Consider the following 22,630-nt stretch of genomic DNA (forward strand, 5'->3'; position numbering starts at 1 on the left):
GCGGCGGGCACCGGAGGGACGAGGACACGAGGATCACTGCGGTGCGGTCACGCACGGCGGACTCCCCTCACTCGTCAACGGATGTGGCGAGTGTAGGGAAGCCCGGAGTGCTGAGGCACGTGATTTATCAGGCGCAGGTGGGCACGCCGTCCAGCCAGGCCGGGCCCTTGATGTAGATGTTGGTCATCCAGGCCCTGTAGTCGGGCAGATAGGCCCAGGCGTCGTTGGTGTAGCCGTCGGAGGTGACGACCTCCGCGTGCTTCTGGCACTCGACGCGGATGGTGGTGAAGTTGGGGAAGGCGTACACGCGGGTGGCGCTCACCGAGGGAGCCGTCTTCGTCCAGACCCCGGTGCCCCAAGTCTGGAAGACATGCCCGGTGACCGCACCGGTGTTGACGCGCACGGCGCCGAAGTAGTCGCCGCCCAGGCGGACATCACTGACCATCAGATGGGTGCCGGACTGCTTCGCCTCGACCATTTTGCCCGCGCCGAGGAAGATCGCGATGTGGTGCAGGCTCTGCGAGGTGCCGTAGGCCAGCAGGTCGCCGGGGAGCAGCGGGGCCTCGCCCTGGGCGGCGGTGAAGCGGGCGGCGGCGCGGACCGTGTAGTACTGCTGGCTCGCGACGCCGCTCAGGATGTCGGAGCCGGTGGCCTGCGCGTAGGCGTACCGCACCAGGCCCGAGCAGTCGAAGCCGAGCCGCTCGGGGTCGTGGTCGCTGGCCGGGTCGGTGGGGTCGACCTGGCCATGGGTGGCGCCGGGCTGGGCGCCGTGGCCGCCGCCCCAGGTGTACCAGGTGCCCGCGTCGACCTGGGCGCAGGCGGCGGCGATCGCCCGCTCGGCCGTGGCGGAGCCGCCGGATGCGAGGACTCCGCAGCCGCTCGCCGCCGTGGCGGCGACGGCCGCAGGTGCCCAGAGGAAGAGGACCAGCAGCCCGATGAGTGTGCCGATGATTCCGGTCCGCCGGAGCATGCCGGGACCCCCGATTTCTGTGTGCGGCGAGTGGTCGTGCATCAGCCTGCCGAGCGGGCCCCGGCCGGTCGAGGACCCTGCGTCACCCCACCCGGAAGGGCAACGGGAAACCCTGGGGAAACCCCCTCCCACCAGGGGCACTTGGCCGCCCGTGGTCATGGACGCGCACATCCGGGGGTGAGGGGCACCGGCAGTGCGGGCAGCAGCGTCCTGCGCTCCTGCGGCCCGATCGCCCTGCGCAGTCGGCAGATCCGGGTGAGCCGGGCGCCGAGGTCCAGGTTCCACAGTCGTACGGTCCCGTCGTTGCTGCTGCTGGCGACGGTCCGGCCGTCCGGGGCGAACGCGACGCCCCACACCGCGTTCGTGTGCCCGGTGAGGGTGGCCCACGGCCGCCGTCCGGGCACGTCCCAGAGCCGTACCGTACGGTCGCTGCCGCTGCTCGCCAGGAACCGGCCGTCCGGGGAGAAGGCGATGCCGCGCACGGATCCGGTGTGGCCGGTGAGGGAAGCCTCGGGGCGGCGGTCGCGGACGTCCCACAGGCGGACGGTGCCGTCGTTGCCGCTGCTGGCGAGGGTGTTCCCGTCGGGGCTGAAGGCCACGCCCCGGACGGCGCCGGTGTGTCCGGTGAGGGTGGCGAGCGGGCGGTGGGTCGCGATGTCCCACAGGCGGACGGTCAGGTCGTCGCCCGCACTGGCCAGGGTGCGGCCGTCGGGGCTGAACGTGACATCGTTGGCGTAGTCCAAGTGGCCTTTCAAGACGGCGAGTTGGCGATGGGTCGGCAGGTCCCAGAGGCGGACCGTGCGGTCGGCGCCCGCCGAGGCCAGGGTGCGGCCGTCCGGGTCGAAGGCGACCGAGAACACGTCCCCGGTGTGGCCGGTGAGAGTCGCGAGGGGGCGGTGCGAGCGGACGTCCCAGAGCCGGACGGTGCCGTCCGAGCCCGAGGAGGCGAGGGTGCGGCCGTCCGGGTCGAACGCCACCGAGAACACGCTCTCGCGGTGGCCGGTGAACGTGGTCACGACCCTGCGCCGGACCGCGTCCCACAGGCGTACGGTGTGGTCCGCGTCGGCGGTCGCGAGGAGTTTTCCGTCCGGGCTGTAGGCGGCCTGCGAGACCTCGGTGAACGGGCGGGCCGTCAGGACCGGTCCACGCAGGTCCCACAGCACCACCGACTGGTCGAACCCGCCGGTGGCCAGGGTCGTCCCGGTGGAGTTCACGGCCACCGACATCACATAGTCGGTGTGCCCGGCGAGGACCGCGGCCGGCCGTCCGGTGCGCACGTCCCACAGGCGGGTCGTACCGTCGCCGCCCCCGCTGACGACCGTGCTGCCGTCCGGTGTGTAGGCGACCGCGTTGACGTCGTCGCTGTGTCCGGTCAGGGTCGCCGTGGACCGGTCCGAGGCCACGTCCCACAGGCGTACGGTCCGGTCGACACCGCCGGAGGCCACGCTCCGCCCGTCCGGCGCGAACGCCACACCGAGCACTTCGTCGGTGTGCCCCCGCAGGACGGTGAGGGGGCGGGCCCGGTCGGTGTCCCACAGGCGTACAGTCCGGTCGGAGCCGCCCGAGACGAGGGTCCGTCCGTCGGGGGCGTAGGCCAGCGCGTTGACCCGGCCGGTGTGTCCGACGAGCCGGGACTCGGACGGGTGGGCGCCGCCGAGGTCCCACAGTTGGACCGTTCCGTCGGCGGCGGCGACCGCGATGCCGCCGCCTCGGGGGTCGAAGGCGAGCGCGCGGGCACCCTTGGTGCTCGCGGGCAGCAAGGTACGCACCCGGTGGTCGGCGGTGCCCCAGATCCGTACCGGCCCGTCGGTGGAGGTGGCCGCGACCGTGGTGCCGCGGGGGCCGAAGGCGACCGACCGGACCCGTCCGGGAACGGGGAGCGTGGCGGTCGTACGGCGGCCGGCGGTGCGGCGCAGTTGTACGGTGCCGTAGGAACCGGCCGTGGCCAGCAGCTCGCCGTCGGGTGCGAAGGCGACCGCGTTGACCGGCCCACGGTCGCCGACGAGGCGGGCGGAGAAGGCCTGGGACTGGGTGCTCAGCAGGGCACCTCGGGCCTCGGGGGTGTGGTCGGCGCGGTAGGCCGCCTCGGCGAGCAGCATCGACGCCTCGGGCCGGCCGCCGGCCAGCGAGGTGGACTGCACGGCGAGGGCCTGGGAGCGGGCGACGCGTTCCTGGTCGAGGGCGCTCGCGCGCTGCTGGTAGGCGAGCCCGCCGGCGGTCACGGCGAGGCCGAGGAGGACGGCGAGGGCGGCGAACAGGGCCTGCCTGAACCGGATCTGACGCTTCGCCAGGTGTCGGCGGATGTCCTCCTCGGCCTGACTGGCGTGCAGGAAGGCCACTTCGCGGGGGCTGAGGCGGCTGCGGCCGTCGAGTTCGTCGACCCAACTGCGGACGGTGTCGAGGCGGGTGCCGCGGTAGAGGGCGGACGGGTCGTGGTGCTCGCGCTCCCATTCGGCGGCGGCGTGGGCGAGTTGCTGATGGATGAGGAGTCCGGCGCGGTCGGCGTGGATCCAGTCGCGCAGCCGGGGCCAGGCGTGCAGCAGGGCCTCGTGGGTGATCTCGACGGTGTCGCGGTCCACGGTGATCAGGCGCGCCCGCACGAACACGTCGAGAGCGGCAGACGCGGCGTCCGCGTCGGCGAGTTGCTCCATGAGGGCGCCGCGGCCGGCCCGGCGCCGGGTCGCGACGGTCCCGTCGTCCGACACCTGGACGAGCCGGGACAGGACGCGCCGAATGGTCTTCTGCTCGGCCGGGTAGAGCTGGGCGAACACGGTCTCGGCGGTGCGGGCGACGGCGCCCTGGATGCCGCCGGTGCGCTCGTATCCGGCAACGGTGAGGGTGGTGTCCTCACGCTGCTGCCAGGTGGCGAGGAGGGCGTAGGAGACGAGGGGCAGCGCACCGGAGGGGGTGGCGTCCGGGGCGGTGGTGTGGAGCGCGGTGCCGGGTTCGTCGCGCAGGCCTGCGTCGCGCAACAGCAGGGGCACCAGGCCGGGTTCGAGGGTGACGGCGGCGAGTTCGGCGGGGCGGGTGATGGATTCGCGCAGCTCCGCCACGGACATGGGGAGCAGGACGAACAGGCCGTCGGTGAACACCGGGGCGAGTTCCGGGAGTTCGAGGCAGCGTCCGGAGAAGTCGGCGCGGACTCCGAGCACGACGACAGCGGCGGCTTCCGGTGCGGTGGACAGCGCGCGCAGGACCCGTACGAAGGTGCGTCTCTCGTTGTCGTCGGAGCAGAGGGTGAAGAGTTCCTCGAACTGGTCGACGAGCAGCACCGGGCGGACCGGGAGCGGGCGGCGGCCGTCGGGGCCGGGCGGGGCGTCGTCCGAGCGGGCGCGGACCGCCTCCAGCAGGGCCTCGGGACGGTCGGCCAACTGCCGTGCGGTCAGGTCGAGATCGCTGCCGAGGACCTTCGCCGTCCGTTCGAGGAGTTCCTCCAGCGGATGGGCGGTGGGGGTGAGCGCGACGACCGGCCAGCGGTCGGCGCCCGGCATCGGGAAGCCGCCGGGGCGCCCGAGTGCCGGTACGAGTCCGGCGTTCAGCAGCGAGGACTTGCCCGCGCCCGACGGGGCGACCAGCAACAGCGGTCCGCCGCCGACGCGTTGGAACACCCGCTCGACGAGGGCGGCCGTGGCCCGCTCCCGGCCGAAGAACCAGCCCGCGTCGGCCGGGGTGAACGCCGCCAGTCCGCGATACGGACAGGCGGGTGCCCCGGTGTCGGCGGACGGTCCGCCGCCGCGCTCCGCCGGGGCGGCCTCCCGCACCAGCCGGAGCAACTCGCCCTCGGCGCGCAGAATGTGGTCGCACTGACGGGCTACGTCGACGGTCGCGCGCTTGACGCCGGTCTCGATCTTGCTGAGATAGCCCTTGCTGTAGTGCGTCCGACGTGCGAGGTCGGCGAGCGACAGTCCGCGTTCCCGGCGCAGCCGTCGAAGCTGCGCGGGAAAGGACGGTGTGGTCTGCACGGGGCTTTCCGGATGGTCGGTCCGGTCCGCGCCCGCGTGTTCTTGTGCCTGGTCCCCCAAGGCGTCCCCCCTGGCACTGGCCTGTCCGGATCGTGAGACGGCGGATGCCCAGGTTACTGCGGGGGTCGGACAGGGAGCCAAGACTTTCACCCGAGTGGCGAAAACGGGACCGCCGGGACCGGCGTGGACCGGTCCCGGCGGCGGCTCCCCCGTGGTCTGCCCGTGGCGGAGGATCCGTTACGGCCGGTTGAGCTTGATGGAGTTGATGGGGGTGAGGTTCGTGTAGGTCCACTGGTCCTGCGCGAGGTGCTCGACGCAGTTGGTGCCGCCGTAGTTTTTGCACAGGTCCGCGCCGGCCCCGCCGTACTGGTTGTTGAGGACCCAGTGGTACCCGAACTGGTTGCTCAGGTTGTGGGCGCCGTAGCTGGCGTACTGGTTGGTCGGGTGCGGGTTGTCGACCGGGTTGACGCCCTCGGCCCAGATGCACACGTTCCCGGACGCGCATCCGTACACCGTGCTGTTGCCCGCCGGCGCGGCCTGGGCGGCGCCGGTCATCGCCACCACCGCGGTGGCCGCGGTCACGATCGCCGCGGCGGCACTCAACATCTTGCGCATGTTTCCCCCTAGTGGGTCTCCTGCGTGGTCGCAGGCCGTGCTTCGTGCTGACGGGGATCAGCCTGTCCCGGCGGATGGCCGGGGTCGACGGGTTTCCTGTTGCCCGTCCGGGCGGGGCCCGGGAAACCGTGTGTGACCTGCGGTGTTACGCGGGGGCGGTCAACGCGGCCGCGTCGGCCGTCGTGGGCCGAGGCCATCGCCACGCTCTCGCCACCTATGACATCGGGGACGGCCGGCGGGCCGTGGTGGCGGGGCAGCCTCGCCCCCGGTGCGGCGCCGGATCAGCCCCGTCCCTTGCCGCGCGGGATCGATGTTCAATCGCGCGCGGCGGGACCTCAGTGTGCGCAGACAGTGACGGAATCGGGGTTCGGCAGGGGCAGGGAGGTTCCGGTGGCGGTGAGCAGGCCGGAGTGGGGGTCGATGGCGAAGAGGTCGAGGGTGCTGCTCGCCTCGTTGGCGACGAACATCCAGCGGCCACTGGGGTGCACGGTGAAGCTCCAGGGTTTCAGTCCCCCGCTGGGGATGCGCTGGAGGAGGGAGAGCCGCCCGGTCCCGCGCTCGACCTCGTGGACGACGAGGGTGTTCTCGCCTCGGCTGGAGGCGTAGACGAAGCGGCCGTCGCGGCTGATGGCCAGTTCGGCGCCGCTCTTGGTGCCGGTGAAGTCGGGTGAGTCGACGGCGAGACTTTGACGGAGTGTCAGCTTCCCGGATCTGCCGTCCCAGTCGAGGAGTTGGAGTTCGGCCGTCAGTTCGGTGAGGAGATACGCCTTGCGTCCGTCGGGATGGAAGACGAGCCGTCGCGGCCCCGCACCGGCGTCGGTGGCATAGGCGCCGGGGCCGTCCTCGCCCGCGGACAGCGCACCCGTCGTACCGTCGAAGCCGTAGACGAAGACCCGGTCGGCGCCGAAGTCGGCGACCAGGGCGTGGCGGCGGCCGGGGGCCACGACGACATGGTGCGGGTGCGGGCCCAACTGCCGTGGGCTGGGCCCCGATCCGGTGTCCGTGACGACCGACACCGGTGCGCCGAGGGAGCCGTCCCGGTGAATCGGGAGGGAAGTGGCCTGGCCTGCCTCGAAGTTGGCGACGAGCAGGGTGTCCGAGGGCCGGTCCACGCCGAGGTGGGACAGACCACCGCCGGCCGTGCCGCCGCCGTCCGTGTTCACCTGACCGGTCTGTGTCAGCGCGCCGGTGGTGCGGTCTATGGCGAACACGGTGACGATTCCGCCGTCGAGCTGGCTGCCGACGTAGAGCACCGGACGGTCCGGATGCGCCGTCACCCAGCCCGAACTCACCTGCGCCACCGGTCCGATGGACGTCAGGAGCCCCTGCGCGGGGTCGAACCGGACCCCGTAGACCTGCCCGCCGTTCCAACTGCCGACATAGAGAAGATTGCCTCTCGCCTGCGGCGCGGCCTCGGCTGACGGCGCTCCCACGGCGACCGCGGTCGCGGACACCGCCATGGCACCCAACATCGTTCTGCGGGACACAGCCCTTTTGATCTCGACCATGGAAAGCAACAGTCGTCCCCGATCGCCGCACCGTCCACAGCGCGCACGAAGCTGTGCGTGCGACCGGCGCAAGCTTAGGTTTCAGGATCGGGGCAGCCGGTCGGCCTACTGGTCAGGGGCGTTGGGGCGGGCGAGGCCGAGGTCGTAGGCGAGGATGACGGCCTGGATGCGGTCGCGGGCGCCGACCTTCGCCAGGACGCGGCCGACGTGGGTCTTGACCGTGGACTCGGACAGGAACAGGCGCTCGGCGATCTCGCCGTTGGTCCAGCCCCTGCCGATGGCGACGAGGATCTCGCGCTCGCGTTCGGTGAGGGAGCGGATGCGGGGGTCGTCCGTCGCGGGCGTCACGGGTCCCTCCGGTGAGCTTCTCGGCAGGTGCTGGGCGTAGGCGTCCAGCAGGCGGCGGGTCAGTGCGGGGGCGATCACGGCGTCGCCGGAGGCCACCGCGCGGATACCGGCGAGGAGTTCCTCGGGGTGGGCGTCCTTGAGGAGGAAGCCGCTGGCTCCCGCGCGCAGTGCCTCGTGGGCGTACTCGTCGAGGTCGAAGGTGGTGAGGATGAGGACGCGGGAGCGGTCGCCGGCCGCGACGACCCGGCGGGTGGCCTCGATGCCGTCCATGCCGGGCATCCGTACGTCCATCAGGATCACGTCGGGGCGCAGCTCGGCGGCCATCCGCACCGCCTCGCCGCCGTGCGCGGCCTCGCCAACCACCTCGGTGTCGGGGGTGGCCTCCAACAGCATGCGGAATCCGAGGCGTTGCAGGGGCTGGTCGTCCACGATGAGCACGGTCGTCATGCCGCTCCCCCGATCGCGTCGGGCGGGGTGAGGTCGAGGGTGGTCCGTACCGTCCAGCCGCCGCCCGGAGCGGGGCCCGCGGTGACGGTGCCGTGGTAGAGGGCCGCGCGTTCTCTCATGCCGGCGAGTCCGTGTCCTTCGTCGTGGCTCGGTGCGGGTCCGGTGCCGGCCTCGCCCGGGCCGGTGTCGTGGCAGTCGATGGACACCCGCGCGTCCTCGACCGTCACCGCCAACTCCACGCGGGTGTCGTGGCCCGCGTGCTTGAGGGCGTTGGTGAGGGCCTCCTGCACGATGCGGTACACGGTCAGTTGGACCCCTCGGTCCAGGGCGGCCGGTTCGCCGCCGGTGCGGTAGACGACCTGCGGGCCGGCGGCGCGGATCCGGGCGCACAGCGCGTCGAGGTCGGCGACCCCGGGCTGCGGGCTGAGTTCGGGGGCGTCGGGTGTGGGCGTCTGGACGCGCAGCACGCCCAGCATGCGGCGCAGTTCACCGAGCGCCTGGCGGCCGGTGTCGCCGATGAGGAGCAGGGCCTGCTTGCCGCGCTCGGGGGCGAGGTCGGTGGCGTAGGCGCCGCCGTCGGCGAGGGTGATGATGACGGAGAGGTTGTGGCCGATGATGTCGTGCATCTCCCGGGCCACCCGGGTGCGTTCGGCGGCGGCGGCGAGCCTGCTGCGCTGGTCGCGTTCGATCTCCAGGCGGGCCGCGCGGTCACGCAGCACGGCGAGCTGGGCGCGCCGGATGCGGACGACGAAGCCGAGCGCCACGGCCGCGGTGATCGTGCTGAACAGGACGAACAGGGCGTCCAGGACCGGCACTTGGGACGGCAGCCGGAGGGCGAACAGTCCCAGCGCGGCGAGGGTGACGGCGCAGGCGGCGGGCAGCCGCCGCAGTTGCCCGTGCAGGACGAGGCTGTAGAGGGAGATGAGCAGCGCGACGTCGGCGCGCAGCCACACCCCCAGTCCCGCCTGGACGAAGAACACCGCGGCGATCAGCGCGAAGGCCAGGGTCGGCCTGCGGCGCCGCCACAGCAGCGGCAGCACCAGGCCGGCCTGGAGGGCGAGCGTCGCCGGCCAGGGCAGATGTATGAAGCTGTTGTCGAAGCCGCGCCGCCGGCCGTCGTCGTCGTCCACCAGATCCGGCAGGCAGAACATCAGCGCGACCACGACGATCAGGGCCGTGTCCAGCACCCACGGACGCTTCCGGTCGCCCTGCTTGATCCGTCGCCCGAGCCGGGACAGGCCGCCGACCAGGGGGTGACTCCCCGGAAGGTCGGCCTCCGCGAACGGCGCGTGGACGGGGTCGTCGAGGCTCATCGGTGTCACCTGTCCATTGTGGGGCCCCACACGGACGCGGCATCCGACCGATGACCAGGCCGGATGCCGCGTCGCGCCTCAGGCGTCGGTCCGCACCAGCCGGTAGGCGGCACCGGCCAGCGCGAGCGCCGTCCAGCCGAGGAAGACCAGCAGCCCGGCGCCGGGCGAGAGGGTCGTCGCGTCGTGGGTCAGCGCGAACATGGCCTGGCCCGCGTTGCTCGGCAGGTACGGGCTGATGTTGTCCTGCCAGGAGCTGGGCAGCAGCGAGATCAGTCCGGGCACCAGCATCAGCGTGGCGACCAGGACGGAGATGCCGCCGGCGACCGAACGCAGCAGCGCGCCCAGCGCGGTGCCGATCACTCCGACCAGGCCGAGGTAGAGACCGGCGCCGAGCAGACTGCGTACGACTCCGGAGTGGGAGAACGTGAGGGCCGCGGGGGTGCCGGAGACGATGCCGCTCACGATCGGGAACGCGACGAACACCCCGACGAGGGAGACACCGAGCGCGACCACGCCGAACACGGCGGCCTTGGACCACAGCACCGGCAGGCGGCGCGGTACGGCGGCCAGCGTGGAGCGGATCATGCCGGTCGAGTACTCGCCGGCGGTGACCAGGACGCCCAGCACCCCGAGGGCGAGCTGCGCGAAGTTCGTACCGAACAGGGAGAGGTCGAGCGCGGTGGCGTTGGCGTCGTCGGGCCGCAAATGCCCGGAGCCGTAGGAGGACTTGTAGTGCGCGGCGGCGATCAGGCCGAACGCGATCAGGAACAGCAGGCCGAGGCCCAGGGTGATCCAGGTCGAGCGCAGGGACCACAGCTTGGCCCACTCGGAGCGCAGCACCCGGCGCCCGGTGACCTTGTACGGCGGACGGGACTGCTGGACGGGTGCGGGTGCGGCGCTCTCGGTCGCGACGGCGGTGCTCACGCGGCCCTCCCGGGGGTCTCGACGGTGGTGGAGCCGTGGTACTCGACGGCGTCCCGGGTCAGGTCCATGAACGCCTGCTCCAGGGAGACGGACCGTGCGCTGAGTTCGAACAGCGGGATGCCGTGTTCGGCGGCCCTGCGGCCGATCTCCCGCGCGGTCAGCCCGGTGACGTGCAGTTCCTCGGAGCCGACCTCGCCGGTGATCTCGACACCGGGACCGGCGAGGACCTCACGCAGTCGGGCGGGCTGCTCGGAGGCCACGGTGACGGTGTCGCCGCCCGCGTTCCGGACCAGGTCCCGCACGGTGGTGTCGGCCAGCAGCCGCCCCCGTCCGACGACGATCAGATGGTCGGCGACCAGCGCCATCTCGCTCATCAGGTGCGAGGAGACGAAGACGGTACGGCCGTCCGCCGCGAGCCCGGTCAGCAGGTTGCGGATCCACAACACACCTTCGGGGTCGAGGCCGTTGACCGGTTCGTCGAGCATCACGGTCGCCGGGTCGCCGAGCAGCGCGGCGGCGATGCCGAGCCGCTGTCCCATGCCGAGGGAGAAGGCTCCCGCCCGCTTCTTCGCCACGGACTGCAGGCCCGTCAGCTCGATCACCTCGTCGACCCTGCGGCGCGGGATGCCGTGCGTGTAGGCCTGCGCCATCAGGTGGTCGAACGCCGAGCGGCCCGGGTGGATCGACTTGGCCTCCAGGAGCGCGCCGACCTCCTGGAGCGGTGCGGTGTGCTCGGCGTAGGGCTTGCCGTTGACCGTGACGGTGCCGCCGGTGGGCGCGTCCAGGCCGACGATCATGCGCATCGTGGTGGACTTCCCGGCGCCGTTCGGGCCCAGGAAGCCGGTGACGGTGCCGGGTTTGACGACGAAGTCGAGCCGGTCGACCGCCGTCTTCTCCCCGTACCGCTTCGTCAGTTGCTGCGCCTCGATCATGGTCTTCCCTCGCTCACGTGCCACGGCCCCCACTGGACACGATCAACGCTACGAGCTCAGGGGGTGCGAACCCGTCGTACCGAGGGGCTGTTGCGGGAAGCGGCGTAGTACCGCGGTACCACCCTGTGCGGGTGAGTGTGTACGTTCCCATCCCGACATGGCGAGCACCACCACCGCCCAACTGCACGAAATACAACTGACACACATATTTACAGCGCCTGTCACCTCTCCTACTGTGAACGTTCTCAGAACCACCCGCATGCGCATGTCAGTCGACCCAAGGAGGTCGGGTTTCCCGTGAAATTCCCGGGCCGCATAGTGAAGGCCGCCTTGCTGCTGGCCGCAGTCGCCCTGCCGGCGGCGACACTCACCCCCACGAACGCCGCCGCCGCCAACTCGCTCACCATGCTCGGCGCCGATGTCTCGTCCGCACAGCGCGCGATCGACCTCGGTGCCAAGTACTACGACTCCAGCGGGACCGCCAAGGACCCGCTGGACATCCTCAAGGCCGCCGGCGTCAACTACGTCCGCCTGCGGATCTGGAACAACCCCGCCAGCGGCTACAACAACAAGGCGAAGGTGCTGGCGTACGCGAAGCAGGTCAAGGCCAAGGGCCTGAAGCTGCTGGTCGACTTCCACTACTCGGACACCTGGGCCGACCCGGGCAAGCAGTACAAGCCCGCCGCCTGGTCCAGCCACGGCATCAGCGCGCTGCAGACCGACGTCTACAACTACACCTACGACGTCTGCAACAGCCTCAAGTCCCAGGGCACCACCCCGGACAGTGTGCAGATCGGCAACGAGATCAACGTCGGCATGCTGTGGGACGACGGCAAGGTCGTCAACAACAGCTTCACCAACCTCGCCCTGCTGCTGAAGTCGGGCTACAACGCGACCAAGGCGTGCAACAGTTCCACCCAGGTGATCATCCACACCGCCGACGCGGACAGCGACTCCAACGCCCGCTGGTTCTACGACGGCATCAAGGCGCAGGGCGTCAACTGGGACATCACCGGGCTGTCGTACTACTGCATGTGGCACGGCACGCTGGCCAACATGGGCAGTGTCGTCTCGGACATGAAGTCGCGGTACGGCAAGGACGTCATCATCGCCGAGACGGCCTACCCGTTCACCACGTCGGACGCCGACTCCACGGCGAACTCGGTGACTTCGGGCTGCTCGGGCTATCCGCTCACCTGGGCGGGCCAGGGCGCGGAGTTCACCGCCGTGCAGAACACGGCCCGCAGCGCGGGCGCGATCGGCGTCTTCTACTGGGAGCCGACCTGGTACGCGGTCGCGGGCAACGGCTGGGACCCCGCCAACATCAGTGGCAGCGGGGACGGTTGGGACAACATGGCGATCTTCAACTGGACCGGCCAGGTGAACCCGAACGTCAAGTGGACGCCCTAGCAAGGTAGTTCGACGACCCATCCGCGGGGAACGGCACCGCCAGTGAGTGTGGCGGTGCCGTTTCCCGTGTTTACGACTGATGGCCCGTCAGGGCACGGTATACGGCCGAGGACTTGGGGTTGGCGCCGCAGCGCCACACGCCGTGCGGGCAGTAGTCGCTGATGGTCTGGTAGAGCGGGCGCTGTCCGGCCATCCAGGTGAGCATGCCGCGCATGTAGGTGGGGTTGTCGCCGTTCTCGTACAGGCCCCACTCGGGGTAGGCGAGGGGTTTGTGGTGGTCGCGGGCGAAGGCGGCCTGCGCCAACAGGCCGTAGGGCTCGGTGAGTTGCTCGGTGAAGGGGGTGCCTCGGGGGGCGTCGTAGGCGTCCATGCCGATGACGTCGACATAGTGGTCGCCGGGGTAGCAGTCGGTCCAGGGGATCGCGTCCCGGCCGCGGTTCGGGGTGAAGTCGAAGCGGAAGCGCTGTCCGGGCACGGAGCGCATCGTGGTGACGATGCGTGTCCAGTAGCGCTTCCAGGAGGCGGGGGCGGGGGCGCAACGGTGGCTGTAGGTGGTGCCGTTCATTTCCCAGCCCAGGACGATCTCGGTGTCCTGGGCGCCCTGTTGGACCAGTCGCCGGGCGAGCGCGGCGAAGTGGTCGTCGTAGCGTCCGTCCGCGCCGTCCGCCAGTTCGGCGCGGACCACGGAGTCGGGGAGGTGGTCCTCGTTGCGGTCCAGCATGGGCACGTTGAGGACCAGCAGACGGTCCTCGCGGGCCCGGCGCCACTCGGTCCACTGGTCCAGGTCGCTCGAACCGCCCTCGATGCCGCTCCAGTTGTCACCGGGCAGATACGCGTGTCCGACGCGGGGCTCCGGCCGACCGAGCCAGGCGCCGAACTCCGCGACCCGCCGTACGGCGTCGGCGCCGTAGCCGACGTAGGCGCCGTACGCCGTCGGCGGTCCTGACGGCCGGGCCGGGGCCGACTTCGCGGGCGGGGGCGGTGACTCGGCGCCGGGTACGCAGGCCGGTCCGGCCAGCAGGACGAGCGCGAGGGCGAGGATGAACAGGGCCGGCGAGGTGCGGCGCGTCCCGTGCGAGGCCACTGGACGGCTCTCCTTCTTCCCGGGGTGCGTGGGGCGGCGGACGACTCCGGCGCCCGAGCAACGTACCAGCGCAGGGCAGAAGATGACGTAGCACGCTATTCACGACATGCCCGCCACGCACGGAACGCGCTCTGGCGAAAGGACTGCGCGCCGGGGCGAAAGACGGGAGCGGGCCGACTCGGAAGAGTTGTGTCAGTCCCGGACGCCGCGCCGAAGCTCGACTCCCGACATCCGGCAGGCGCTCGGCCTGTGTCTCAACATCCCACCCCGGACGTCCTGTTGACGGGCGATCCGGAAATCAGTGACTAAGGATCAGCATGAGCCCGACCCCGCAGGTGCAGACCGTCCGTGGCTCCGTGGCGGTGAGCGACCTCGGTTGCGTCCTGATGCACGAGCATGTCTTCGTCGTCAGTGAGGAACTCCGGCAGAGCCTCCCGGAGACCTGGGACGAGGAGGAGCGGGTCGAGGACGCCGTGGCGCGGCTGAAGGCCCTCGCCGCGACCGGTGTCTCCACACTCGTCGACCCCACCGTCATCGGACTCGGGCGGAACGTCGAGCGCGTGGCCCGGGTGAACGAGCGGGTCGACCTCAATATCGTTGCCGCGACCGGCATGTACACGCTGGCCGACGTCCCCGACTTCTTCCGCTACCACGGCCCGGGCACCCTGCTCGGCGGCCCCGAGGGCATGACCGACCTGTTCGTCCGCGAACTCTCCGAGGGCATCGCGGACACCGGCATCAGGGCGGCGTTCCTGAAGTGTGCCATCGAGGGCGAACTCACCCCGGGCGTCGAGCGGGTGATGCGCGCGGTGGCGCAGGCGCATCTGCGGACCGGCGCCCCGATCACGGTGCACACCAACGCGGGCGCCCGCACGGGACTCGTCGCGCAGGACGTGCTGCGCGACGAGGGCGTGGACCTCGGCGCGGTCGTCATCGGACACAGCGGCGACAGCGCAGACCTGGACTATCTGCACCAGCTCATCGACAACGGCTCGTACGTCGGCATGGACCGCTTCGGCCTCGACGTCCTGCTGCCGGAGGACCAGCGGGTGGCGACCGTCGCGGCCCTCGCGCGCGAGGGCTTCGCGGAGCGGATGGTCCTCTCGCACGACGCGTCCTGCCACATCGACTGGTTCCCGCCGGGCGTAAGGGAGCAGATCGCACCGAACTGGCACCACACCCATCTCCACGACCAGGTACTCCCGGCGCTGCGCACCGCCGGCGTCACCGAGGCACAGCTCACCACGATGCTGGTCGCCAATCCGCGCCGCTACTTCACCCCGGCCGAAGCCTGACCGGCGTGGCGGGCGCCGGCCCGGGCCGTACGCGGGGTCACCACCACGCTCATCGACAACCTGCGCCGCTACTTCACCGCGGCGGAAGTATGACCAGCGTCGCGGGCACCCACCCCGGGCCTCACGCGGGGGGCTGCCGAACTCCGCGCGGAACGGGTGGCGAAGGCGGCATGGCTGCCGCCCGGCATACGGGAGCAGACCACACACCACACCCGTCCCCGCGTCCACCTGTTCCCGGCTCTCTGCAACACCTGCGTCACCGACGCACAACTCACCACCACGCTCATCGACAACCTGCGCCGCTACTTCACCCCGGCGGAAGTCTGACCGGCGTCGCGGGCACCACCCCGGGCCTCACGCGGAGTCATACCGAACTCCGCCCGGAACGCGGTGGCGAAGGAGGCGTGGCTGCCGAAGCCGCAGGCGTGGGCGATCTCCGCGATCGAGTACGTGGACCAGCTCGCGCCCGTCAGGCGGGTGCGGGCCAGGGTCAGCCGCTCGCGGCGGATCAGGTCGCGCGAGGTGGTGCCGGCCGCCTGCAACACCTGCTGGATATAGCGTGCGGACCAGCCCAGGGCCCGTGCCACACCGGCCACGTCCAGGTCCGGGTCGCCGGCGTGGCGGCGGATGTAGCGCCGGACCTCGGCCTCGACCGTCGCCCGCTGCCCGAGGGGTGCCGAGTCGCCGCCGCCGTCCGCGACCAGGCACACCAGGTCGAGGAGCCGGTCGCAGGCGATGTCGAAGGCCGCCCCGCTGAACCCGGCGCGCTCCTCGTGCAGGGTGGTCGCCAACTGCCGGACGACGCGGCCCAGTCCGGAGCCCGCGTCGAACAACTGCGGCCCCGCGGCGGCGACCCGGCTGCGGGCGGCGACCTGATGGCCGGACACGATGAAGGAGATCCCCCGGAGATCGTCGCCGTGCGCGAACGACAGCGGGCGGTCCACGTCGCAGAACGCCATCATCCCGGGCCCGATCTCACCGGCGTCCCCGCCCTGCTCCACCCAGGCCGTCCCGGCGAGCGGTACGAGGAGTTCGTAGGCGCCCCGGGGATCGGACCGGATGTGCCGGCTGTCCCGCCTGACCACTTCCTCCCCGCCGGAGCAGAGGACCAGCGCGAAGTCCTTCGACCGCCGGAACTCCAGGCGCCCGGCGAAGGGGGCGCGCCGGTCGGGCACGCTGATCCGGCTCCTGCCGTGCAACTCCGTGAACACCTCGTCCCAGGCGCTCGCCGAGGACAGGGTCAACGATTCGCTCCCTGAAGACACACCTCACCCTATCCACCGGCAGAATGTCGCCAACCGACCCATATGACTCGGTTCACACCGTTCGGATCGAACTCCCGTACCGCCCCCGCGTCTTGTCCGCGTCGGCCCCACTCGCCGACGGCGAGCCCGCCCGGACTCCGCCCGACGACCCATAGGACCCGCGCCCCATGCCAGTCGTACGACGCCTCTTCGCCGCCCCCGTGGTTCCGCCGGCCGACCCGTCCTGTTCCGTTTCCGTGCTGCGCGACGCGGTGGCCGGTCTCGGACCGGACGGCCTCGTCGCCCCTCATGGGGCGGCCTGCGCGACGCGCTGACCGGCCCCGTGACGTGACGGTGCCGACTGCTCAGTTCCCGTCGGGGGCGAACCGCCAACTCCAGTTGGGGCGTTCGTAGGCCACCTGGAAGCCGAGGCGGAGCATGTTGTGGAGGGAGCTGTTGTGGGTGTCGGGGGTCTCGGCGCCCGTCTCCGCGACCAGCACCCGGCACCCGAACCGCTGTGCCGCGCGGGCCCGGGCAGCGAGGAGGGCGGTCTGGCCGCCGCGTCCCCGTGCGTGGGGCAGTACACCGCCGGCGAAGAACTGCGCTGTGTCACCGCGCACGAGCAGGGTGCCGGTGCCGACCAACTCCCCGTCCAGCCAGGCCCCGTAGGGGTGCCAGCCCGGGCTGGTCACGGTGGCGGCGCTCATCTCGGCGTAGTGCTCCACCGGCGTTCCGAAGGCCCGCATCATCACCGTGCCCCATTCCAGGGCGTGTTCGGCCTCCAGCGGGGCGACGCGGATGCCGTCGGGCGGTACCTCCAGGGCGTCGGCGTGGGCCACGGCCTCGTCGGTCGGGCACACGAGTTTGACCCAGGACGACGCGCGGACGATGCCCTCCCGGGCGCAGATCTCGGCCCAGTCCTCGGGCAGGAAGGCGGGCGCGATCTGGAGGGTGGCCTGCGGGGTGCGCGCGGCCCGGTAGAAGTCGCGGACCTCCGCGACGAGTTGGGCGGTGACGGGGCTGGTGACCCCGAAGCCGAGGGCCTTGCTCCAGAAGTGGGTGCTGTCCTCGCGCATGGACAGCACCACACCGCCGCCGATCCGCGTGGCGGTCATACCGAGCGCGGTTCGGACGGACTCGGGAGCCTCCGTCTGGAATCGGTGGAGCGCTTCCGCCTCGGACTGCTCGGCGACGGACGGCTGGACGACGGTCGTCATGGAGCTGATTCTCTCTCATGTTCTCTCGGAGGTACGCGGACAGCCCGCCTGGGGGGAACAGGCGGGCTGCTGCGGGGAGTTGGCCGCGATCTGCGGAGCGGACCAGGGACTTCGCAACAGGCCCTAGGTCACGCCCGACCGGCCGCCGCCTGCTTGATCAGGTCCGCCACCGCCGCCGGCTGGGAGACGTAGACGGCGTGGCTTCCAGCGGCCTCGGTCACGGTGGCGCCGGCGCGCTCGGCCATCTGGTGCTGGACCGGCGGCGGGATCATGTGGTCGTCACTCGCCACCAGGTACCAGCTCGGCCTGGTCAGCCAGGCGGGCTCGGTGATCGTCCCGCCCAGCGCGTCCAGGCCCCACGGGACCTGGGCGTCGGCCAGGAACGCTGCGTCCTCGGCGGGCAGGTCACCGGCGAACGACGCGGCGAACTTGTCCCGGTCCAGGAAGAGGAAACCGTCCTGGGGCGGCAGGATCGGCGGCACGGGCGCGCCGGGCGCCGGGTCAGCGACCAGGGTGCCGACCGACTCGTCCTTGTCCGGCGCGAAGGCCGCGATGTAGGCGAGCGCGGCCACCTTGTCGTGGCGGCCGGCCTCGGTGATCACGGCCCCGCCGTAGGAGTGTCCGACGAGCACCGCGGGACCGTCCAGGGCGTCGAGGGCACGGTGGGTGGCCGCGACGTCGCCTTCGAGGGACAGGGTCGGATTCTGTACGACGCTGACGTGGAAGCCGTCCTGGGTGAGCAGGCGGTACACGGACTGCCAGCCGGAACCGTCGACGAATCCACCATGCACGAGAACGATGTTCTTGACGGCAGTCATGCCGTTGCTCCTTGTTCTGTCGGAAGCCCTCCGGACGGGTCCACGCTAGGCCGGTCCGTCCGCCGGGGCTTCGACCAAATGACCTAGTCGACGAACGCCGTCACGGCCGAGACGAAGGCCTCCGGCTCCTCCAGGTGGCCGAAGTGCCCGCTGTTCTCCAGGATCACCAGCTCCGATCCCGGGATGAGCCGGTGCAGTTCCTCGGCCCAGCGCACCCCGCAGATGAAGTCGTGGCGGCCCACCAGCACGAGGGCCGGCACGCTGAGCGAGCCGAGGTCGGCGCGGTCGTCGATGACGTCCGGGATGAGGTCCTCGTCGAGCCCGGAGACGTAGGTGGCCACCACGGCCTCGCGCGCGGGGGCGAACTCCCGCTCCCGGCCCCAGAAATCGGCGAAGTAGGCGGGGAACAAACCACGTGCCACACCGGTGATCCCGGCGTCGTCGGAGACGGTGGGAATGTTCTGGAACGCCTCCACGACCTCGGGCAGTCCCGGGTGGTCGGCGTGCCGCTCGGCGAACGCCCGCACCTGGCGCATGGCCTCGGCCCCGTGTTCGGGACCGGTCACCGGAGCGCTGTCGTAGAGGATCACGCCGGCGATCCGGTCGGGGTGGTGCAGCGCGTGGTACTGGGCGACGAAACCGCCGTGCGAGTGGCCCAGCAGATACACCTCGCCGGCGCCGAGGTGCTCGATCAGTGCCGTGAGGAAACGGCTGTAGCGGGCCCGGGTATAGCCGTGCGGGTGGGAGGGCAGACGGCCGGAGGCGCCGGTGCCGACCGGCTCCGGGTAGACGACCGTGAGGTGCTCCTCCAGCGCGGGCATGCGCAGGTACTCCCAGTGGATGCCGGGTCCGCCGGAGTGCGCGACGCACACGGGCCCGGTGCCGTGGACGTGATAGCGCTGGGTGACTCCGTCGATGTCGACGGTGTGCGTTCCGGCGGCGAGCGGGTCGGTCGAGGTGGTGATGCTGCTGGTCATGGGATCTCCGTGTCCGGCCTGTGGTGGTGACACGGACAGGACGCGTGCAGGAGAGGGAAGTTCGATCGCGTCGGCGTGATGGCCGTCACACGAGAAGGAGCCGGTCGGCCCGCAGTGGACTGGGGTGGACGAGCCGCAGCCGGTGCGCCCGCCCGGCGTCGTCCAGACTCATGAGCCAGGCCACGGCGGGCGGGCAGTGCTCGGGGTCGTCGTCGGGGTTGGTGATGTCCATCTCCCAGACGACGAGCGACCGCCCGGCCACGGCGTGCACGAGATGCTGCCGTACGCCGGCCTCCAGGTCGCACTCCATACCGCGCACCAACAGGTCCCGCCCGCCCACCGGTTGGTTGCCCCGGACCAGCGCGGCCTCGGGCGACCAGCGCTCGGCGAGCAGTTTCCCGAACTGTCCGCTCTCGGCGGCGAGCAGGGTCTCACGCGCCTCGATCCGGCTGGCCCGGGTACGGCGTCCGGCGTCGCCGTGCGGGGCGTCCGCCGTGGCGGCGAGGGCGAGCGCGAGCTTGGCCCGCGCCTGGCTGAGCCGGCTGCGGACGGTACCGACCGGGACCCCGCAGGCCTCCGCCAACCGCTCGTACGACGTGACGCCGACGCTGAAGTGCCGCAGCACCAGCGGCAGTCGGAGCGTGGGAGTCAGTTGCTCGATGGCCTCCCAGATCCAGTCGCGCATCGCATGATGCTCCAGCCACCGCTCCGGCCCGGAGTCGGCGGCGGGCACCCGCACCTCGTCGAGCGGCCGATGCTCGGCGGCCCCCCGCAGCAGCGAACGGGCCGCGTTGCGCACGATCATCCGCAACCACGCCCCTACGGCCTCCGGGTCCCGCACGTCTCCCACCCGCCGGAGCGCGGTCAGCGCAGCGTCCTGGACCACGTCGTCGACATCGGGCCCCGGCCCCAGCACACTCACCGCGACCGCACGCATCCCCGCCCGATGCCGCTCCAGCAACAACCCCAGCGCGGACACATCACCGGCCTGCGCGGCAAGCGTCAGCCCCGCGTCCTCGACCCGCGCGACCTCACCCGCGTTCCGGCTGCTCATGCTGTCCTTCTTCCGGCGTTCCCGGCGTTCCCGGCGTTCCCGGCGTCCGTACGACCGTAGTGGGCGGGTTGAGCGGCGTCACCTCGCGGGGCGCCCGTACAGGGTCGCGCACGGTGTCGACACGCCCCGGACCGAGCCCAACAACCGTTGCGGGCAAGCATGGTTGGCCCTGTGCACGCGAATCGCGCCGAGCGGCACCCCGACCCGGGACGAGTCGCTACGACGTCCCGGTCGCGGGCGGTGGTCCCGTGGTGCCGCGCACCTCCAGGGTCGGCGCGGACAGGACGGTCTCGGCCGGGCGTCCCGGGTGTGCCATCCGGTCGAGGAGGAGGTGTGCGGCACGGCGGCCGATGTCGTGGCTGGCGTTGTCGACCGTGGTGAGCCACAGGTGTCGCAGACGCGCCAGATAGGTGTTGTCGTAGCCGACGAGGGAGAGGTCGCGCGGCACCTGGAGGCCGGACTCCTCGGCCGCCGACAGGGCGCCGACGCAGGCGATGTCGTTGAAGGCGAGGACGGCGGTCGGCGGAGCGGGGGCGTTGAGCAGCCGGACCATCGCGCGGTAGCCGCCCTCCTCGGTCAGGTCGCCCTGTTCGACCGTGGCGAGGTCACTCAGCCCGTGTTCGCGCACGACCGCCTCGAAGCCGCTGCGGCGCAGTGCGCCGGCGACGCCCTGTCCGGCGATGTGGGCGATGCGGCGGTGGCCGAGGTCGACGAGGTGCTCGGTGGCCAGCCGTGCGCCGTGGGCGTCGTCGCCCGCGACGACGTCGACGTGCGGCAGCACCGGCTCGCGCGCGCCGGCGACGACGGTCGGAACGCGGGTCGCGGCGGCGCGCAGTTCGTCGGAGGCGGGCAGTGTGCCGACGGCGATCAGTCCGTCGACGCGCAGTTCGGTGAAGGTGCGGGTGAGATCCTCGCCGAGGCGTCGGTTGAGCCGGCCGTCGGCCAGGAGCATGTGCAGTCCGCTCTCGCGCAGGCGGGAGCCCAGGCCGTCGAGGAGTTCCACGAACCAGGGGTTGCGCAGGTCGTTGAGCAGGACGCCGACCGAGCGGGTCCGGCGCTCACTGAGACTGCGGGCGGCGGCGTTGGGCCGGTAGCCGAGTTCCTCGACGGCGGCCAGCACGGCCTGCCGTTTCTCGGGTCGCACCTGCTCGGAGCCGCGCAGCACCAGGGAGACCAGGGATTTCGACACACCGGCCCGTTCGGCGACATCACGGATGGTCGCTGGTCTCATGGTTGGACCGTTCCACGCACCCCGGGCCGCTGTCAAAGACATCCGAAAGTATTGACATAAGGACTAATGAGTTCCAGTGTGACTGAAACAGCTTATGGACCGGTCCAAAGAAGGGCAGTCATGGTGACCTCGCTCGGTGTTGCCGTCGTGGGATTCGGGTGGATGGGGCGGGTGCACACCCAGGCGTACGCGAGGGTCCCGCACCACTTTCCGGAGCTGACCCTGCGGCCGCGACTGGTGACGGTCGCCGAGGACGTGCCCGGGCGGGCGGAGCAGGCGGCCGAGCAGTTCGGTTTCGCCGCCACCACCCGCGACTGGCGCGAGGTGGTCGCCGACCCGCGCGTGCAGGCGGTGAGCATCACCGCGCCGAACTTCCTGCACCGCGAGATCGGCGTCGCGATGGCGCGGGCCGGCAAGCACATCTGGATCGAGAAGCCGGTGGGCCTGTCCACGGCGGACGCCTCCGCCGTGGCCGACGCGGTCGCCGAGGCGGGCGTCCAGGGCGCGGTCGGCTTCAACTACCGCAACGCGCCCGCCGTCGAGGCCGCCCGCGCACTGATCGCCTCCGGTGAGCTGGGCACGGTCACCCACATCCGCGTCCGCCTCTTCAGCGACTACGCGGCCCACCCGGACGGCGCCCTGACCTGGCGCTACGAGCTGGAGCGCGGCGGCCACGGAGTCCTGGGCGACCTGGCCTCGCACGGCGCCGACCTGGCCCGCTTCCTGCTCGGCGAGATCGCCTCCCTCGCCGCCGACACCGCGATCTTCCTGCCCCAACGGGCCCGCCCCACCGGCGCGACCGCCGGCCACGCCCTGGCCACCGGGGGCGAGTTGGGCCCGGTGGAGAACGAGGACTACGTCAACTGCCTGCTGCGGTTCGCCTCCGGCGCCCGGGGTGTCCTGGAGGCCTGCCGGGTCTCGGTCGGCGAGCAGAACAACTACGGCTTCGAGGTGCACGGCACCAAGGGCGCGGTGTTCTGGGACTTTCGCCGGATGAACGAGCTGGCCGTCAGCCGCGGCACGACCTACCAGGATCAGCCCGTCACCACCGTGTATGTCGGCCCGGGCGACGGCGAGTTCGGCGCGTTCCAGCCGGGCGCGGCGAACGCGATGGGCTACGACGACCTCAAGGTCATCGAGGCGTACCGCTTCCTGCGGTCCGTCGCCGAGGGCAAGCCGTACGGCGCCACCCTCCCGGACGCCGTACGCGGCGCGGCTGTCGTGGACGCCATGGTGCGCTCCGCGGAGACGGGCACCTGGGTGAGCCCGGCGTGAGGGGCT

20 protein-coding genes are annotated in these 22,630 nt (G+C 71.6%); 5 read left to right on the top strand and 15 right to left on the bottom strand.

Annotation, left to right across the window (positions count from 1 at the left end):
• Nucleotides 1–127: 127 nt before the first annotated feature.
• The 8 genes from ABZT04_RS28245 to ABZT04_RS28280 form a co-directional block, all read right to left on the bottom strand.
• Nucleotides 128–970 carry an NlpC/P60 family protein gene (locus ABZT04_RS28245; RefSeq protein WP_356059794.1) on the bottom strand — a complete coding sequence of 281 codons (843 nt, stop codon included), beginning with the start codon at nucleotides 968–970 and terminating at the stop codon, nucleotides 128–130.
• 155 nt (nucleotides 971–1,125) lie between these two features.
• A complete protein-coding gene (locus tag ABZT04_RS28250; RefSeq protein ID WP_356059795.1) occupies nucleotides 1,126–4,932 on the bottom strand; it encodes a helix-turn-helix domain-containing protein in 3,807 nt (1,268 codons plus the stop codon).
• A gap of 237 nt (nucleotides 4,933–5,169) precedes the next feature.
• Nucleotides 5,170–5,547 carry a hypothetical protein gene (locus ABZT04_RS28255; RefSeq protein WP_356059796.1) on the bottom strand — a complete coding sequence of 126 codons (378 nt, stop codon included), beginning with the start codon at nucleotides 5,545–5,547 and terminating at the stop codon, nucleotides 5,170–5,172.
• 335 nt (nucleotides 5,548–5,882) lie between these two features.
• Nucleotides 5,883–7,007 (bottom strand): lactonase family protein, encoded by a 1,125-nt coding sequence (locus ABZT04_RS28260; RefSeq protein ID WP_356059797.1) that lies wholly within the window; start codon nucleotides 7,005–7,007, stop codon nucleotides 5,883–5,885.
• 153 nt (nucleotides 7,008–7,160) lie between these two features.
• The gene (locus ABZT04_RS28265) at nucleotides 7,161–7,850 is read right to left on the bottom strand and encodes a response regulator transcription factor (protein WP_356059798.1); all 690 of its coding nucleotides are present in this window, start codon (nucleotides 7,848–7,850) and stop codon (nucleotides 7,161–7,163) included.
• Nucleotides 7,847–9,163, bottom strand: a complete 1,317-nt coding sequence (locus ABZT04_RS28270; RefSeq protein WP_356059799.1) for a sensor histidine kinase — start codon at nucleotides 9,161–9,163, stop codon at nucleotides 7,847–7,849. Before ABZT04_RS28270 ends, ABZT04_RS28265 begins: the two co-directional genes overlap by 4 nt.
• A 78-nt stretch (nucleotides 9,164–9,241) precedes the next feature.
• Nucleotides 9,242–10,087, bottom strand: coding sequence for an ABC transporter permease (locus ABZT04_RS28275; protein ID WP_356059800.1), 846 nt, complete (start codon nucleotides 10,085–10,087; stop codon nucleotides 9,242–9,244).
• Nucleotides 10,084–11,019: an ATP-binding cassette domain-containing protein gene (locus ABZT04_RS28280; protein ID WP_356059871.1), complete on the bottom strand. Its 936-nt coding sequence runs from the start codon at nucleotides 11,017–11,019 to the stop codon at nucleotides 10,084–10,086. The genes ABZT04_RS28275 and ABZT04_RS28280 overlap by 4 nt, the downstream gene beginning before the upstream one ends.
• Nucleotides 11,020–11,316: 297 nt before the next feature.
• Between ABZT04_RS28280 and ABZT04_RS28285 the strand changes: the two genes are divergently transcribed.
• Nucleotides 11,317–12,429 (top strand): glycosyl hydrolase 53 family protein, encoded by a 1,113-nt coding sequence (locus tag ABZT04_RS28285; protein ID WP_356059801.1) that lies wholly within the window; start codon nucleotides 11,317–11,319, stop codon nucleotides 12,427–12,429.
• A 70-nt stretch (nucleotides 12,430–12,499) separates the two neighbouring features.
• Here ABZT04_RS28285 and ABZT04_RS28290 read toward each other — a convergent pair whose 3' ends face one another.
• Entirely contained in the window at nucleotides 12,500–13,513 is a 1,014-nt protein-coding gene (locus tag ABZT04_RS28290; protein WP_356059802.1) for a glycosyl hydrolase, read from the bottom strand.
• 317 nt (nucleotides 13,514–13,830) lie between these two features.
• Here ABZT04_RS28290 and ABZT04_RS28295 point away from each other — a divergent pair, with 317 nt between their 5' ends.
• Nucleotides 13,831–14,808: a phosphotriesterase-related protein gene (locus ABZT04_RS28295; protein WP_356059803.1), complete on the top strand. Its 978-nt coding sequence runs from the start codon at nucleotides 13,831–13,833 to the stop codon at nucleotides 14,806–14,808.
• 156 nt (nucleotides 14,809–14,964) lie between these two features.
• Nucleotides 14,965–15,135 carry a hypothetical protein gene (locus ABZT04_RS28300; RefSeq protein WP_356059804.1) on the top strand — a complete coding sequence of 57 codons (171 nt, stop codon included), beginning with the start codon at nucleotides 14,965–14,967 and terminating at the stop codon, nucleotides 15,133–15,135.
• Here the strand turns inward: ABZT04_RS28300 and ABZT04_RS28305 are convergent.
• Nucleotides 15,111–16,052, bottom strand: coding sequence for an AraC family transcriptional regulator (locus ABZT04_RS28305; RefSeq protein ID WP_356059805.1), 942 nt, complete (start codon nucleotides 16,050–16,052; stop codon nucleotides 15,111–15,113). The two genes, ABZT04_RS28300 and ABZT04_RS28305, sit on opposite strands and share 25 nt — an antisense overlap.
• Before the next feature lie 188 nt (nucleotides 16,053–16,240).
• Here ABZT04_RS28305 and ABZT04_RS28310 point away from each other — a divergent pair, with 188 nt between their 5' ends.
• Complete coding sequence (locus tag ABZT04_RS28310) at nucleotides 16,241–16,387, top strand: hypothetical protein (RefSeq protein WP_356059806.1); 147 nt, start codon at nucleotides 16,241–16,243, stop codon at nucleotides 16,385–16,387.
• A gap of 30 nt (nucleotides 16,388–16,417) precedes the next feature.
• On the opposite strand, the gene ABZT04_RS28315 is transcribed toward ABZT04_RS28310, so the two are convergent.
• From ABZT04_RS28315 to ABZT04_RS28335, 5 genes are all read right to left on the bottom strand, one after another.
• Nucleotides 16,418–17,269, bottom strand: a complete 852-nt coding sequence (locus tag ABZT04_RS28315) for a GNAT family N-acetyltransferase (protein WP_356059807.1) — start codon at nucleotides 17,267–17,269, stop codon at nucleotides 16,418–16,420.
• Between the two features lie 128 nt (nucleotides 17,270–17,397).
• Nucleotides 17,398–18,087 carry an alpha/beta hydrolase gene (locus ABZT04_RS28320; RefSeq protein ID WP_356059808.1) on the bottom strand — a complete coding sequence of 230 codons (690 nt, stop codon included), beginning with the start codon at nucleotides 18,085–18,087 and terminating at the stop codon, nucleotides 17,398–17,400.
• A gap of 83 nt (nucleotides 18,088–18,170) precedes the next feature.
• A complete protein-coding gene (locus ABZT04_RS28325; protein WP_356059809.1) occupies nucleotides 18,171–19,064 on the bottom strand; it encodes an alpha/beta hydrolase in 894 nt (297 codons plus the stop codon).
• A gap of 85 nt (nucleotides 19,065–19,149) precedes the next feature.
• Nucleotides 19,150–20,118, bottom strand: coding sequence for a sigma-70 family RNA polymerase sigma factor (locus ABZT04_RS28330; protein WP_356059810.1), 969 nt, complete (start codon nucleotides 20,116–20,118; stop codon nucleotides 19,150–19,152).
• Between the two features lie 217 nt (nucleotides 20,119–20,335).
• Complete coding sequence (locus ABZT04_RS28335) at nucleotides 20,336–21,349, bottom strand: LacI family DNA-binding transcriptional regulator (protein WP_356059811.1); 1,014 nt, start codon at nucleotides 21,347–21,349, stop codon at nucleotides 20,336–20,338.
• Nucleotides 21,350–21,469: 120 nt separating this feature from the next.
• Here ABZT04_RS28335 and ABZT04_RS28340 point away from each other — a divergent pair, with 120 nt between their 5' ends.
• Nucleotides 21,470–22,624, top strand: coding sequence for a Gfo/Idh/MocA family oxidoreductase (locus ABZT04_RS28340; RefSeq protein ID WP_356059812.1), 1,155 nt, complete (start codon nucleotides 21,470–21,472; stop codon nucleotides 22,622–22,624).
• Nucleotides 22,625–22,630: the final 6 nt, after the last annotated feature.

Source organism: Streptomyces sp. NPDC005492, assembly GCF_040605995.1.
Classification (GTDB): Bacteria; Actinomycetota; Actinomycetes; order Streptomycetales; family Streptomycetaceae; genus Streptomyces.

Bases quoted from the DNA above. Each gene is read 5' to 3' on its own strand.
- ABZT04_RS28245 (WP_356059794.1), bottom strand. From the start codon at position 970: ATGCTCCGGCGGACCGGAATCATCGGCACACTCATCGGGCTGCTGGTC.
- ABZT04_RS28255 (WP_356059796.1), bottom strand. From the start codon at position 5,547: ATGCGCAAGATGTTGAGTGCCGCCGCGGCGATCGTGACCGCGGCCACC.
- ABZT04_RS28260 (WP_356059797.1), bottom strand. From the start codon at position 7,007: ATGGCGGTGTCCGCGACCGCGGTCGCCGTGGGAGCGCCGTCAGCCGAG.
- ABZT04_RS28265 (WP_356059798.1), bottom strand. From the start codon at position 7,850: ATGACGACCGTGCTCATCGTGGACGACCAGCCCCTGCAACGCCTCGGA.
- ABZT04_RS28270 (WP_356059799.1), bottom strand. From the start codon at position 9,163: ATGAGCCTCGACGACCCCGTCCACGCGCCGTTCGCGGAGGCCGACCTT.
- ABZT04_RS28280 (WP_356059871.1), bottom strand. From the start codon at position 11,019: ATGATCGAGGCGCAGCAACTGACGAAGCGGTACGGGGAGAAGACGGCG.
- ABZT04_RS28295 (WP_356059803.1), top strand. From the start codon at position 13,831: ATGAGCCCGACCCCGCAGGTGCAGACCGTCCGTGGCTCCGTGGCGGTG.
- ABZT04_RS28310 (WP_356059806.1), top strand. From the start codon at position 16,241: ATGCCAGTCGTACGACGCCTCTTCGCCGCCCCCGTGGTTCCGCCGGCC.
- ABZT04_RS28315 (WP_356059807.1), bottom strand. From the start codon at position 17,269: ATGACGACCGTCGTCCAGCCGTCCGTCGCCGAGCAGTCCGAGGCGGAA.
- ABZT04_RS28320 (WP_356059808.1), bottom strand. From the start codon at position 18,087: ATGACTGCCGTCAAGAACATCGTTCTCGTGCATGGTGGATTCGTCGAC.
- ABZT04_RS28325 (WP_356059809.1), bottom strand. From the start codon at position 19,064: ATGACCAGCAGCATCACCACCTCGACCGACCCGCTCGCCGCCGGAACG.
- ABZT04_RS28330 (WP_356059810.1), bottom strand. From the start codon at position 20,118: ATGAGCAGCCGGAACGCGGGTGAGGTCGCGCGGGTCGAGGACGCGGGG.
- ABZT04_RS28335 (WP_356059811.1), bottom strand. From the start codon at position 21,349: ATGAGACCAGCGACCATCCGTGATGTCGCCGAACGGGCCGGTGTGTCG.
- ABZT04_RS28340 (WP_356059812.1), top strand. From the start codon at position 21,470: ATGGTGACCTCGCTCGGTGTTGCCGTCGTGGGATTCGGGTGGATGGGG.